This window comes from Methyloceanibacter stevinii, assembly GCF_001723355.1.
Classification (GTDB): domain Bacteria; phylum Pseudomonadota; class Alphaproteobacteria; order Rhizobiales; family Methyloligellaceae; genus Methyloceanibacter; species Methyloceanibacter stevinii.
The window spans coordinates 442152-455503 of sequence record NZ_LPWE01000012.1 but is presented as its reverse complement, the minus strand read 5'-3'; the positions used below and the strand labels follow the sequence as shown (position 1 = coordinate 455503).

The 13352-nt window shown below is 64.4% G+C and carries 11 protein-coding genes and 2 pseudogenes; 9 read left to right on the top strand and 4 right to left on the bottom strand.

The genetic code is table 11. From position 1 onward, the window contains the following. Positions 1–140: 140 nt before the first annotated feature. Complete coding sequence (locus AUC70_RS11780; RefSeq protein ID WP_069445016.1) at positions 141–1313, bottom strand: carboxylate-amine ligase; 1173 nt, start codon at positions 1311–1313, stop codon at positions 141–143. Between the two features lie 96 nt (positions 1314–1409). Next, positions 1410–2132 carry a VIT1/CCC1 transporter family protein gene (locus AUC70_RS11775; RefSeq protein WP_069445015.1) on the bottom strand — a complete coding sequence of 241 codons (723 nt, stop codon included), beginning with the start codon at positions 2130–2132 and terminating at the stop codon, positions 1410–1412. A gap of 139 nt (positions 2133–2271) precedes the next feature. Here AUC70_RS11775 and AUC70_RS11770 point away from each other — a divergent pair, with 139 nt between their 5' ends. The 3 genes from AUC70_RS11770 to gltX all read left to right on the top strand — a co-directional run bounded on the left by AUC70_RS11770 (position 2272) and on the right by gltX (position 6763). Then, on the top strand, positions 2272–3663 hold the full coding sequence (locus AUC70_RS11770) for a class II 3-deoxy-7-phosphoheptulonate synthase (RefSeq protein ID WP_069445121.1): 1392 nt from the start codon (positions 2272–2274) through the stop codon (positions 3661–3663). Positions 3664–3751: 88 nt separating this feature from the next. Then, a complete protein-coding gene (locus tag AUC70_RS11765; protein ID WP_069445014.1) occupies positions 3752–5425 on the top strand; it encodes an NAD+ synthase in 1674 nt (557 codons plus the stop codon). Continuing rightward, positions 5426–6763, top strand: a complete 1338-nt coding sequence (gltX, locus tag AUC70_RS11760; protein WP_069445013.1) for a glutamate--tRNA ligase — start codon at positions 5426–5428, stop codon at positions 6761–6763. A gap of 368 nt (positions 6764–7131) precedes the next feature. Here the strand turns inward: gltX and AUC70_RS18900 are convergent. Continuing rightward, positions 7132–7524, bottom strand: a pseudogene (locus tag AUC70_RS18900) (DUF2865 domain-containing protein); the annotation flags it as partial. A 78-nt stretch (positions 7525–7602) separates the two neighbouring features. On the opposite strand from AUC70_RS18900, the gene AUC70_RS18085 reads away from it, so the two are divergent. The 5 genes and pseudogenes from AUC70_RS18085 (at position 7603) to cimA (ending at position 11924) form a co-directional block, all read left to right on the top strand. After that, positions 7603–8172, top strand: a complete 570-nt coding sequence (locus tag AUC70_RS18085) for a hypothetical protein (RefSeq protein ID WP_069445011.1) — start codon at positions 7603–7605, stop codon at positions 8170–8172. 89 nt (positions 8173–8261) lie between these two features. Then, complete coding sequence (gene cysS / locus AUC70_RS11745) at positions 8262–9698, top strand: cysteine--tRNA ligase (RefSeq protein WP_069445010.1); 1437 nt, start codon at positions 8262–8264, stop codon at positions 9696–9698. Next, positions 9695–10200: pseudogene (locus AUC70_RS11740) on the top strand (GNAT family N-acetyltransferase). Before cysS ends, AUC70_RS11740 begins: the two are co-directional and overlap by 4 nt. Then, the gene (locus AUC70_RS18430; RefSeq protein ID WP_280138247.1) at positions 10197–10319 is read left to right on the top strand and encodes a hypothetical protein; all 123 of its coding nucleotides are present in this window, start codon (positions 10197–10199) and stop codon (positions 10317–10319) included. The pseudogene AUC70_RS11740 and the gene AUC70_RS18430 overlap by 4 nt, the downstream one beginning before the upstream one ends. Before the next feature lie 3 nt (positions 10320–10322). After that, positions 10323–11924, top strand: coding sequence for a citramalate synthase (gene cimA / locus AUC70_RS11735; RefSeq protein ID WP_069445009.1), 1602 nt, complete (start codon positions 10323–10325; stop codon positions 11922–11924). A 10-nt stretch (positions 11925–11934) separates the two neighbouring features. Here the strand turns inward: cimA and AUC70_RS11730 are convergent, their stop codons facing one another. Further along, positions 11935–12549 carry an LOG family protein gene (locus AUC70_RS11730; protein ID WP_069445008.1) on the bottom strand — a complete coding sequence of 205 codons (615 nt, stop codon included), beginning with the start codon at positions 12547–12549 and terminating at the stop codon, positions 11935–11937. Positions 12550–13051: 502 nt separating this feature from the next. Here AUC70_RS11730 and AUC70_RS11725 point away from each other — a divergent pair. Further along, complete coding sequence (locus tag AUC70_RS11725; protein ID WP_069445007.1) at positions 13052–13237, top strand: hypothetical protein; 186 nt, start codon at positions 13052–13054, stop codon at positions 13235–13237. The last annotated feature ends 115 nt before the right edge of the window (positions 13238–13352 follow it).

Here is a 13352-nt window from a genome sequence, read left to right as displayed (position 1 = left end):
ATACCTTTGCTCGGATAACGTGTAGTTGTGTGTCTCCGCACTCTATATACACAGTACACGGACGATCTGAACCGGCGCTCAACGCCGGTGGCGGGATGCAGGCGACGCTCTAGCGAATGCGGCCGTGAAGGAATCCGGTCTTAGGCGTTCTCGCCTTCCAGGACAGCTTTGGTGCTGGCGCCGGGGAGGGCGGCGGTCTCCGCCACGAGTTCGTCGACAACGGCAATCAGGGCTTCGTGCTGGGACGCACCGGCGCTGGCCATCTCGTAGCATTTGAGCTGGCGATCCGCGCTGGTGCCGCGCTGCAGGATCGTACGGGCATGGGCGACTTCGCGCGTGCAGCCGAAATAGGCTGCATCCTCGGCAACGAGTTCGAACAGTTCCTCGATCAGATGCGAGAAGGGCACCATGCGCCGCGGCCGAAGGTCGACCATGCCTTCCTCGATGCCATAGCGCTGGGCGCGCCAGCGGTTCTCGCGGATGAGAAACGGCGGGTAGTGGCGCCAGCGTTGGTTCTGCCGTCGCAGCCGATACAGCAGGCGAAGGATGCACTGGAACAGGGCGGCGATGGCGATGGCGTCCTCGACCAACGGACAGACGTCGGTGACGCGCATCTCGAGAGTCGGGAAGCGTGCCGACGGGCGCAGGTCCCACCAGATCTTGGTGGCGTCCTCGATCAGGCCGGCGCTGACCATGAGCTCGATGGTGCGCTCGTACTCGCTATAGCTGGAGAACGTGTGCGGGATGCCCGTGCGCGGCAATTCGTCGAACACGGACAGCCGGTAGGATTTGAGGCCCGTCGCCTCGCCCTGCCAGAAAGGCGACGAGGTCGACAGCGCCAGGAGGTGCGGCAGGAAATAGGGGGCTTGGCTGAGGAGATCGATCCGAAGATCGTCGTCGTCGATGCCCACATGCACGTGCATGCCGCAGATCACCAGCCGGCGGACCACGTATTGAAGGTCCTGGGCGAGCAGGTTGTAGCGTTCCTTATTGGTGTGATGCTGACTATCCCAATGCGCGAAGGGGTGCGTCGAAGCGGCGATAGGGGCCAGCCCGAACTCAGCGGCGGTTGCGCCCACGGTCGAACGAAGTTCGACGAGCTGGTCACGTGCCTCCTGGACCGATCGGCAGACATGGGTGCCGACCTCGATCTGAGACCGTAGGAATTCGGGGCTGACCTGGCCGCCCGAGGCTTCTTCGGCCTTGGCGAGCAACTCGGCCGGCGGTTCGGGGGCGAGGTCGCGGGTCTCCTTGTCGACGAGGAGATATTCCTCCTCGATGCCGATGCTGAATGTCGGTTCTTTGGTCGCCATAAGGATCGGCCCGGTGTGTCAGCGTGTAAGCGACGTTCGATTCGCTCTTTCGGCGATTTTTGCACGATCCCCCGGAATGGCGAAAGTGAAAGGCGCTCAGGCAAGTCCTTTCAGCGCGGCCCCGATGACATAGGCAACGGTCGCGGCCGCCATGCCGATGACGAAGGTCTCAAGTCCCGCGAGCCACCACGGCTTCGGCGACCAGCGGCTCCGGATCGAGCCGATGGCGAAGAATGTTGCCCCGGTCATGATGGCAGACGGCCATTCCGGATGATCGAGCCGGAAGAGATAGGGCAGGAGCGGAATGCTGCCGCACAGCACGAAGGCGACGAACGTGAAGAACGCGGCGCGCGTCGGCGAGTGCACGGCGGCAGCCAGGCCATACTCCTCGCGCATCATGGTCTCGATCCAGCTCTTCCGATGCTTCGTGAGGACCGCGACGACGGTTTCGAGCTCTTGGCCTTCGAAGCCCTTCGCCCGGAAGATCTGCCGGATTTCTTCCCTCTCGCCCTCGGGCGCGAGCTCGATATGGCGCTCTTCCGTACGGCGAAGCTGTTCGTACTCGTCACTCTCCGCTTTGGTGCCGGTGTAGTTGCTGGCGGCCATCGAAAAGCCGTCGGCGAAGAGGTTGGCGAGGCCCAGGATGATGACGATCGTCGCGGAGAGGTCGGCGCCGACCACGCCCGCCATGATGGCGAAGGTGGTCACCGTGCCGTCGATCCCCCCATAGACCCAATCGCGCAAATAGCTGACCTTGGGTCCCTGGGCGAGCCGCTTGGCGATATCGCGCGGCTTATGGCTATGCTCCAGCAAAGGCACGGCTTTTGGTTCCTTCCCGCGTCATTATCGGTTATTTGGCAGGCCCCGCGATAGACGCGATAGAGAAGTGATCGCGATCCCCTGCTAGCCACAGTCATTTCAAGTGCTTATATAGCGGGGACTTAACTGGAGAATGAGAATGGCACCGCGTTGGAGCCCCGATAGCTGGCGTTCAAAGCCGATTGAGCAGGTTCCGGACTACCCGGATCCCGCAGCCCTGTCCGAAGTCGAGCAGCAGCTCGCCACGTTCCCGCCGCTGGTTTTTGCAGGCGAGGCGCGGGAGTTGAAGGCCAAGCTCGCCCGCGTCGCGCAAGGCGAGGCCTTCCTGCTGCAAGGCGGCGACTGCGCGGAGAGCTTCGCGGAGCACGGTCCGGATACGATTCGCGACTTCTTCCGCGTTTTTCTGCAGATGGCGGTGGTGCTCACCTATGCGGGCGGGTCGCCCGTGGTGAAGGTCGGCCGCATCGCCGGCCAGTTCGCCAACCCGCGTTCGTCGTCCACCGAGACCTCGGATGGGGTCTCGCTGCCGAGCTATCGCGGCGACATCATCAACGGCATCGATTTTTCGGAGCTGGATCGCAATCCTGATCCGCAGCGCATGCACATGGCCTATCGTCAGGCCGCGGCGACGCTCAATCTGCTTCGCGCGTTCTCGCAAGGCGGCTACGCGAATCTCGAGCACGTGCATCAGTGGAATCTCGGTTTTGTCGAGGACAGCCCGGCGTGCCACCGCTATCGGGAGCTCTCCGATCACATCGCCGAAACGCTGCGCTTCATGCGCGCGATCGGGCTGACGCCCGAGAACACGCCGCAGCTGCGGTCCACGAGCCTGTACACGAGCCACGAAGCGCTGCTGCTCGGTTACGAGCAGGCGCTGACCCGGATCGATTCCACATCGGGCGATTGGTACGCCACGTCGGGCCACTTCCTGTGGGCCGGCGACCGGACGCGCCAGCTTGACCATGCGCATCTGGAATTCCTGCGCGGGGTCAAGAATCCGATCGGCGTGAAATGCGGACCGAGCGTCGATTCGGACGAACTGCTGCGGCTGATCGATCTGCTCAGCCCGCAGAACGAGCCCGGACGCTTGACGCTGATCTGCCGTTTTGGCGCGGACAAGGTGGGCGACCATCTCCCGGCGCTGATCCGAGCGGTGGAACGCGAAGGGAAGTCGGTTGTGTGGACCTGCGATCCGATGCACGGCAACACGATCAAGGCCGGCAGCGGATACAAGACGCGGCCTTTCGATCTGATCGTCAAGGAGGTGGAAGCCTTCTTCGACGTGCATCGCGCCGAGGGAACCCATGCGGGCGGGATCCACGTGGAGATGACCGGCAACAACGTCACCGAATGTGTCGGCGGCGCGAAGGCGGTCACCGAAACCGATCTGTCGGACCGGTATCACACCCACTGCGATCCCCGGCTCAATGCCGATCAGTCGATCGAGTTGGCCTTCATTGTGGCGGCGCGTCTGCGCCGCGAGCGGGAAGGCCGGCCCGTGCCTCAAGTCTCCGTCGCGGCTGGCGAGTAGCAGAATGCTGGGGGCGGGCTTTGCGCACGCCCCGTTTCGGGGGCAGCCCGGCTTCGGTCACCGCAATTCATCCATTTGAGTTGACTCCATGGGTAGTGAAACCAAGGACTCATTCAAGCTCGCGCTCGCGCAGGCCAACCCGGTCGTCGGCGATCTCGAAGGTAATCTCGAGATCGCGTTGCGCTTGCGGGAGGGTTTTGCCGCGTCCGGCGCGGACCTTGTGGTCTTCTCCGAGCTCTTCCTGACCGGCTATCCGCTCGAGGATCTTGTATTGAAGCCGGCCTTGCAGCGCGCGGCGCGCGCCGCATGCGAGGACTTGGCGGCACGCACCAAGGATGGCGGTCCGGCCATGCTCATGGGTTTGCCATGGGCGGAAGACGACGACGTTTACAACGCGGTGGCACTGCTGGACGTAGGCCGCGTTGCCGCGGTGCGTTACAAGCATGTCCTGCCGAATTACGGCGTGTTCGACGAGAAACGGGTGTTTGCGCCGGGGCCGATTCCGGAGCCGATTGCGTTCAGGGGGCTGAAGCTGGGTGTCCCCATCTGCGAGGACATCTGGGAGGCGGGCATTTGCGCGTCCCTGGCCGAGGCCGGGGCCGATCTCCTGATCGCTCCCAATGGGTCGCCCTATTGGATGGGCAAGCAGGCGATCCGTTACGGCATGGCGGAGGCGCGCGTGGCCGAAGCGAAGCGACCGCTCGTCTATCTCAACCAATTCGGGGGACAGGACGAGCTCGTGTTCGACGGCGCCTCCTTCGTGCTCAACGCGGACGGGACCTGCGCGGTGCAAGTGCCGGCTTGGGAAGATGCGGCGGTCGTCACCGATTGGCACCGCGACGCGGACGGCTGGCGCTGCGCGCAAGGCGAGATCGCAGGCATCGAGACCGGCGAGGCGGCCAACTATCTCGCCTGCGTCACGGGCCTGCGCGACTACATCAACAAGAATGGCTTTCCCGGCGTGGTCCTAGGCCTCTCGGGCGGCATCGACTCGGCGCTGTGCGCGGTCATGGCCGTCGATGCGCTGGGCGCGGATCGCGTTCACTGCATCATGCTGCCGTACGAATACACTAGCAGCGAGAGCCTGACCGACGCGGAGCAGATCGCGAAGGCGCTGGGTGTCCGCTACGACATTGTGCCGATCCATGACGGCGTCGAGGGCCTGGGCGTTTGCCTCGCGGAGTTGCTCGGCGGCACGCCGGACGGCTTCACGGCGGAGAACCTGCAGTCGCGCACGCGCGGCACGCTCCTGATGGCGGTGTCGAACAAGCTCGGGCCGCTCGTGCTGACGACCGGAAATAAGTCAGAGGTTTCCGTTGGTTACGCGACCTTGTATGGCGATATGAACGGCGGGTTCAATCCCATCAAGGACCTGTACAAGGGGCAGGTCTATGCGCTGTCGCGTTACCGCAATCAGAACCGGCCGAAGGGATGCCTCGGGCCCGACGGCGTGATCATTCCGGAGAACGTCCTGACCAAGGACCCGTCGGCGGAACTGAAACCCGATCAGCGGGACGTAGATTCCCTGCCGCCTTATCCGGTGCTGGACGACATTCTCAATTGCCTCGTGGAGCAGGAGCTTTCCGTGCCTGAAATCGTCGCGCGCGGCCACGATATCGACACCGTGAAAAAGGTCGAGCGCATGCTCTATCTCGCCGAATACAAGCGCCGCCAGGCCGCGCCTGGGGTCAAGATCACCGAGCGCAATTTCGGCCGCGACCGGCGCTATCCGATCACCAACAAATTCCGCGAGACGACCTAGATGAGTGTCACCGTCCGCTTCGCGCCGAGCCCCACGGGGCGGCTGCACGCCGGCAATATCCGCACCGCGATCATCAATGCGCTTTTCGCCCGGAAGGCCGGCGGCTCGTTCATTCTGCGCCTCGACGACACGGACAAGGAGCGTTCGACGGAAGCCTTCGCGCGCGGCATCGAAGAGGATATCGCCTGGCTGGGCCTCGAGTGGTCCGACAAGGTCAGGCAGTCGGACCGGCTCGCGCGGTACGATGCGGCTGTCGAGAAGCTGAAAGCGCTGGGCCGCCTCTATCCTGCCTACGAGACACCCGAAGAGCTGGAGCTCAAGCGCAAGCGCCAGCTCGCGCGCGGGAAGCCCCCCGTCTACGACCGGGCGGCGCTCGAACTGACCGATGACGAGAGGGCGGCGTTCGAGGCCGAGGGACGCAAGCCCCATTGGCGCTTCAAGCTGGAGCCGCGCGACGTGGTCTGGGAGGATCTCGTGCGGGGCCGGCAGCATGTGGATGCGGGCTCCCTGTCCGATCCCGTCCTGATCCGCGGCGACGGCACGTTTCTCTACACGCTGCCGAGCGTGGTCGACGATGTCGATCTTGGTATCACCCACGTCATTCGCGGCGAGGACCACGTGGCCAACACGGCGCCGCAGATCCAGCTGTTCGAGGCGCTGGGCGCGGTCGCGCCCGATTTCGGGCATCACAACCTTCTTGTGGGCGCCGAGGGGCAGGCCTTGTCGAAGCGCGACAAGTCCCTGTCCATCCAGGGCATGCGCGAGGAGGGGCTCGAACCGCTCGCCGTGGTCAGCTATGCGGCGACGATCGGCACCAGCGACCCGATCGCGCCCCACGATAGCTTGGACGAACTGGCCGAGGCCTTCGACTTCGGCAAGCTGTCGCGGGCGCCTGCCCGCTTCGATGTGCACGAGCTGCGCCTGCTGAACGCCAAGCTGCTGCATGCCTTGCCGTTCTCCGCCGTTGCCGCGCGTCTCGAGGAACAGGGCGTGACCGGCGGGGAGGCGTTCTGGGACGCTGTGCGGGGCAATCTCGACGTGCTGGACGACGCCAAGGGCTGGTGGGCCGTGGTCACGGGCCCGGTCGAGCCGGTCGTGAAGGACCCGGACTTCTGCGCTGTGGCGGCGGACTTGCTGCCGCCCGAGCCGTGGGCCGAGGAGACCTGGGGGGCGTGGACCGCTGCCGTGAAGGCGGAGACGGGCGCCAAGGGAAAGGCGCTGTTCCAGCCGCTGCGGCTGGCGCTGACCGGACAGCCCCATGGGCCGGAACTGAAGCAGTTGCTGCCGCTGATCGGCCGGGAGCGGGCGCTTAAGCGCCTTCGCGGCGAGGCCGCATAGGCACGCTCGCTAGTTGGGGGTCGGTGCGGATTCTTGACGAACGAGGACTGACCCTGGGGCGGGGCTTCGGACGAAGCTTGGGGCGCGGGTTGCGCCGGCGCTTGGGCCGCGGGCGGCGGTGGCTGGAATCCCGGGGGCACGGGGACCTGCAAGGTCGGTGCGCCGTTTTGGGCCGCCTGTGGCGGCGGCGTGATCTGCAGTTCGGACGGGGAGGTCTGTCCAATATCCAGATTGAGCTGCGGCGGCGGTCCGCTCGGTTCGGGCTGCGCTTCAGGCGTGGCCGGTGCCTGCGGTGCTGCTGGCGCGGCGGAAGCCTGGGTCGCGCCGTCGGCCGGCATCCCTTGCGCCCTCTTGTTCGCCGCCTCGATCTCCATGGGGTTGTACTCGGCTTTCTTGCACGAGCAGCCCTTCACGAACTCCTTGCGGTAGCGCAGGGCCACCGGCAGATCCATGTAGGGCGAGCCGCTCAGAGAGATCGCCTGTTCGATTTCCTGGCCGGGATTCCGGTAGACGTAGAGCTCGGCCGGCGCGGCGCAGCTGGCCTGGCACTTCTGCGCGTCTTGGCCGGCCTGGCTGCCGTAGGTGGAGTAGTGGATCGGGAAATAGAAGCCGTCGCAGAGGCGCACGCACACGGTCCGATAGCGGCCGTTGGGATTGATGCTGCGATAGATCGGCGTCTGGTATTCCTGGCGGGGGCCGCCGAAGAAGTCGAAGATTCCGCCGCCCGACTGGGGGGCGCCGCTACAGCCGTTCTGCTGCATGGCGCGCTGGAGCTCCTGCTGCCGGCGCCGGTTGCCGCCGCCCCCTAGGGAGGCGCGCTGCGCCTGCAGACGTTCGACATGGCGCCGCGCATCCTCGACGCGAGCATTGAGGCTGAGACAGCGCGGCGTCCGCTTCAGGGCCCGCCCAAAGATGAGCATGCGTTCGTAGCAGCCGGCCCGGTCCATTTCCGACTTCACGGCCCGGTGCGCCTGCGTTGCTTGGTTGATTTCCTGATTGAGCGAGATCAGTTCGGGATTGTTGCCGCCGCCGCCGCTGGCCGCATCCAGTTCCTGCTGCAGCTGCATGCAGCGGATATCCTGCTCGGACTGGGCGAAGCCGTGGCCAGCGAGCGTCAGGCAGCCGAGCGCCAGCGCGCCCAGGCCGGCAATAGCCCGCGCTGCAAAGGGCGCCGGATGCGCCGCGCTTGGCGCGAAAACACGCCGAAAACCGCGATGGACCCTCACGACGGTCAATCCAATCCTTGGGGAAACCTCAATTGCACATTATGCGCGCAAAGAATCTTCGGTCAATGCGGCATGAATAAGATGGTTTGCTTGACGATTTGGCGGTTTGCCGCCATAAGCGGGACCAAGATGATGTACCCGCAATCGAACCTTAGCATTTCTGGCTGCATTATTCCGCGCTAGCAAAATAGCTCGCACGGGTCGTCCTCTTTTTACTTATCCATCCATCTCCGACGAACATCCGGCGGGCCTCAAGCCGAAGGGCCTAGTCAGTGTCGCTTACGATTTACAATACGCTCACCCGCCGCAAAGAGGACTTCACGCCTCTCGATCCGGGCAATGTGCGCCTCTATGTCTGCGGGCCGACCGTCTACGACTACGCGCATATCGGCAATGCGCGCCCCGTCATCGTGTTCGATGTGCTGTTCCGCTTGCTGCGGCACCTCTACGGGCCCGATCATGTGACCTATGTCCGCAACATCACGGACGTGGACGACAAGATCAACGCGCGCGCGGCCCGCGACTACCCTGACCTGCCGCTGAACGAAGCGATCCGCAAGGTCACCGAGCAGACCGAGGCGCAGTTCCACGCGGACATGCGCGCGCTCGGGGCGCTCGACCCCCACGGTCGAGCGCGCGCGACCGAGCATATCGAGCAGATGCGCACCATGATCGACCGCCTGATCGCCAAGGGCAGCGCCTATGTTGCCGAGGGCCACGTGCTCTTCAGCGTCTCTTCGATGCCGGATTACGGGAAGCTCTCCGGCCGGTCCTTGGACGAGATGATCGCGGGCGCGCGGGTCGAGGTCGCGCCCTTCAAGAAGGACCCCATGGATTTCGTGTTGTGGAAGCCGTCGAAGCCTGGCGAACCGTCCTGGCCGTCGCCGGGGGGCATCGAGACGCCCGGACGACCAGGTTGGCACATCGAGTGCTCGGCCATGTCCGCCGCGCATCTCGGCGAGGTATTCGATATCCATGGCGGCGGGATTGATCTCGCCTTTCCGCACCACGAGAACGAGATCGCCCAGTCGCGCTGCGCCCACGGCACCGACATCATGGCGCAGGTGTGGATGCATAACGGCTTCCTGCAGGTGGAAGGCGAGAAGATGTCGAAGAGCCTCGGCAACTTCGTCACGGTGCACGAGCTGCTGACCGGATGGCAGGGCTATGCCTGGCCGGGCGAGGCGCTCCGGTTCAACATGTTCCGCACCCATTATCGCCAGCCGCTCGACTGGACGTTTGTCAGTCTCGACGAGTCCCACAAGACGCTGTGGGATTGGTATGGGGACGTCGAGGCCCACGAGCCGGCGTCCGAAATCCCGCAGGCGGTTGTCGATGCGCTGTCGGACGATTTGAACACGCCGAAGGTCATCGCCGAGTTGCACAAGCTTCATGGCGCCAAAGAGTTTGCGGCGCTTCGGGCCGCACTCGGTTTCCTCGGCTTCTCCGGGACGCGTGCCAATGTTGCACGGCATGCTGTAGCTGCTGGCGAAGCGCATGGTGGCTCCGAGGCGACAGCCGTAGGTGCCGCTGATCGGAAAGCAAAGGTCGATGCGCTAGTCGCAGGCCGGCTCGAAGCCCGCAAAGCAAAAGACTTCGCCGAAGCCGACCGCATTCGCGACGAGCTTCAGGCCATGGGCATCGTCTTGATGGACGCGAAGGACCCGGAGACGGGCGAGCTGAAAACGACCTGGGAGGTGGCGCGATGAGTGCCGAAGCCAATCCGCAACTCGCGCTGCGGCCCATGTTGCCCGGCGAGGCGCCGTTGCTCGCAGAGATCTTTCGCGCGAGCATCATGGAGCTGACCCAGGACGAGTACGAGGTCGAGCAGCAGGAAGCCTGGATCGCCGCCGCGAACAACGAGGAGGCCTTCGCCAAGACCTTGGCCGACCACACGACGATCGTCGCGACCATGGGCGGATCGCCGGTAGGCTTTGCCTCGCTCGAGACGGACAGCAAGGTCGGGTTCCTTTATGTGCATCCCGCGGCGGTGGAACGCGGCGTTGGCACGTTGCTGGCCGACGCGCTGGAGAAGATCGCGGCGGGCCGCGGTGCCAAGGATCTGAGCGTGGACGCCAGCGACAGCGCCTCGATTTCTTCAACAAGCGCGGCTATGCCGCCCAGCAGCGCAACAGCGTCCGGTGTGGCGATGAGTGGCTGTCCAACACGACGATGAAGAAGACCCTGCCAGGGCCGGAGACCGTGCAATGAGCAACTTCCTCAAAGACACCCCGTTCAAGGGCTCGAAGGGTGTCTATCTCGCGATCAAACTGGCGGTGCTGGTGTTGGCGGTGCTGCTTGCCCTGCGCTTCGTGTTCGGTGTGGTTTAGGCCATGGCACGCGAAACCCTCTCCCTGTACGACACGACCTTGCGGGACGGCGCCCAGACACATGGCGTCGACTTTTCGCTCGAGGACAAGTTGCTGATCGCCGAGCAGCTCGACCGGCTCGGTCTCGACTATGTCGAGGCCGGCTATCCGGGCGCGAACCCTATCGATACGGAACTCTTCTCCAAGGACCGCGAAGTCGGCACCAAGGTCACCGCCTTCGGCATGACGAAGCGGCCGGGCCGGTCGATCTCCAACGATCCCGGCTTCCAGGCGCTTCTTGCCGCCGAGGCGGATGCGATCTGCCTTGTGGGCAAGACGTGGGACTTCCATGTGGATGTCGCGCTCGGGATCACGCTCGAGGAGAATCTCGCGGGCATCAAGGAGTCCGTCGAGGCGGTCGTCGCGTCGGGACGCGAAGCGCTGCTGGACTGCGAGCATTTCTTCGACGGCTACAAAGCCAATGCGCCTTACGCACTTGAATGCGCCAAGACTGCTTATGACGCGGGCGCGCGTTGGGTCGTGCTCTGCGACACCAATGGCGGCACCTTGCCGGAAGAGGTCGAGGCGATCGTGGCGGACGTCGTCGCGAACATCCCGGGCGATCATGTCGGCATCCATGTGCACAACGACACCGACAACGGCGTTGCCAATTCGCTGGCGGCGGTGCGCGCCGGCGCGCGGCAGATCCAGGGCACGCTGAACGGTGTCGGCGAGCGCTGCGGCAACGCCAACCTGACGTCGATCATTCCCACGCTGCTGCTCAAGAGCGGGTATGCGGACCGTTTCGAAACGAACATCTCACCCGAGAAGCTCAGCACCCTGACTCACGCCTCGCGCGTTCTCGATGAGATGCTGAATCAGGCTCCCGACCGGCACGCGCCGTATGTGGGCGAGGCGGCGTTCGCGCACAAAGGCGGCATTCACGTCTCGGCGGTGAAGAAGGATCCGCGCACCTATGAGCATGTGCCGCCGGAGAGCGTCGGCAATGTGCGCAAGCTGCTGGTGTCCAACCAGGGCGGCCGGTCTAACATTCTGGCGCAGCTTGAGAGCATCGGCCTGACCGTGTCCAAGGACGATCCGCGGGTCGGCCGGCTTGTGGAACTGGTGAAGGAACGCGAAGCGGTCGGATACGCCTATGAAGCGGCGGAGGCCTCGTTCGAACTCCTGGCGCGGCGCATGCTGGAGACCGTGCCCCAGTTCTTCGATATCGACTCGTTCCGCGTCATGGTCGAGCGCCGCCACAACGCCCTCGGCGAGTTGGTGACGATCTCGGAAGCGACGGTGAAGGCGCGCGTCGACGGCAACTCGGTGATGTCGGTGGGCGAGGGCAACGGTCCTATCAATGCCCTCGACAATGCTCTCCGCAAGGATCTCGGGCCGTATCAGAGCTACATCGACGATCTGAAGCTCGTAGACTACAAGGTCCGTATCCTGACGGGTGGCACGGACGCGGTCACGCGTGTTCTGGTCGAGAGCCGCGACGGCGAGGGGCGCCGCTGGTTCACGGTCGGTGTCTCGCCCAATATCGTCGATGCGTCCTTCGAGGCACTGCTCGACTCGATCAACTACAAACTGATCCGCGACGGCGCGCCGGCACCTTCCTAGAACTCTTTGCCTAGAGCTTTTCGACCACGCGATAACCGGGCTCGGGCTCTTCTTCCATCTCCGCGAGCAAGCGGTGGATGACGGGCAGGACATCCTCCGCGCTGTCGGCCACGCTCATCTTGAGCTCGAAGCCGGAGCGGATGAAGTTGTGCTCCATCATCCGGTCGAAGAGGTCCAGCAACGGATCCCAGAAGCCGTGAATATTCACCAGCACGATCGGCTTCTTGTGCTGTCCGAGCTGCGACCAGGTCAGCTGCTCGACGAACTCCTCGAGCGTGCCGATGCCGCCGGGCAGGGCGACGAACGCGTCGGACTTCTCATACATGAGATGTTTGCGCTCGTGCATGGTGTCGACGATGTGCAACTCGTGCACGTCGACGAGCATGCGTTCGCGGTCGTGAAGGAATTCGGGCATGATGCCGGTCACGTGGCCGCCACTGTCGATGACGGAGCGGGCCACAATGCCCATGAGCCCCAAGTCTCCGCCGCCATAGACGAGGTTGGTCCCGGCTTCCGCAAGCGCTTCTCCGAGCGCGCGGGCGGCTTCGCTAAAGGCCGGATTCTGTCCCGCGCCGGACCCGCAATAAACGCAGATGGTCTCAACTTTTCCGCGATGTTGGGTCATGAAAGCTCCTGCGGGATGCCCCTCTAGGGTGGCCGGTTGTTTGCCGGCATCTGGCATCGGCTCGGGTGAATCGTCAAGAATCCGAGAGGCATATGCTTCTTGCCAATCGGTGTGGCAGTGGCGTGAACGATTGGATAGGGTTCAGCCCGGCAAGGCGGCTTGTGGCGCGGGAACCGCGACAGTGCCGCCGCAACAACTGACCGAAACGGTTGAGCGAACGAGGAAACATGTAAAATGAATGCGTTCAGAATACTCGCAGGTGTGGCCGCGATGGCCGCCACGGTGTGTCTCTTCCAGGGCACCGGGGCCCTCGCGGAGGACGCCGCGCCGGACGCCGACGTGGTCGGGTCCGCGTCGTCGGCCTCTCACAAGGCGCCGATCAAGGTGGATGTCGTCGACTACAAGCGCGGAGAGGATGGTCCGGACGTGAGATGTCAGGCAAGGCCATTCCGGGCCTCGATCTGCACATCTTCGTGGACGCCGGCCGTTCGCGCTGGTCAAGGTGCCAGAAGGCGAGAGCACGTGGAGCACCGAGGATCAGATCCAGTTGGATGACAACGTGCATTTGGTGCGCGTCCAGCAGTTCGACGAGAAGACCCAAATGCCGGCCGCGACCGCGATGTTCCGGCTGAAGCTCACCCCGCCGAATCCGGAGGACTTGGCTGCACCGCCGCCCCGTCCTGAGTAACGGGTATCGCAGCGGGCTTGGGTGAGCGGGCTTGGCGCTGGGCCGCACGCGGGCTATATCGATAGGCATGGAGGGGGCGGCCGTGAAGGCTGCCCCTTTTCCGATGCGCGACCGA

Bases quoted from the DNA above. Each gene is read 5' to 3' on its own strand.
- AUC70_RS11780 (WP_069445016.1), bottom strand. From the start codon at position 1,313: ATGGCGACCAAAGAACCGACATTCAGCATCGGCATCGAGGAGGAATAT.
- AUC70_RS11770 (WP_069445121.1), top strand. From the start codon at position 2,272: ATGGCACCGCGTTGGAGCCCCGATAGCTGGCGTTCAAAGCCGATTGAG.
- AUC70_RS11765 (WP_069445014.1), top strand. From the start codon at position 3,752: ATGGGTAGTGAAACCAAGGACTCATTCAAGCTCGCGCTCGCGCAGGCC.
- gltX (WP_069445013.1), top strand. From the start codon at position 5,426: ATGAGTGTCACCGTCCGCTTCGCGCCGAGCCCCACGGGGCGGCTGCAC.
- AUC70_RS18085 (WP_069445011.1), top strand. From the start codon at position 7,603: ATGGCGCCGCGCATCCTCGACGCGAGCATTGAGGCTGAGACAGCGCGG.
- AUC70_RS18430 (WP_280138247.1), top strand. From the start codon at position 10,197: ATGAGCAACTTCCTCAAAGACACCCCGTTCAAGGGCTCGAAGGGTGTC.
- cimA (WP_069445009.1), top strand. From the start codon at position 10,323: ATGGCACGCGAAACCCTCTCCCTGTACGACACGACCTTGCGGGACGGC.
- AUC70_RS11730 (WP_069445008.1), bottom strand. From the start codon at position 12,549: ATGACCCAACATCGCGGAAAAGTTGAGACCATCTGCGTTTATTGCGGG.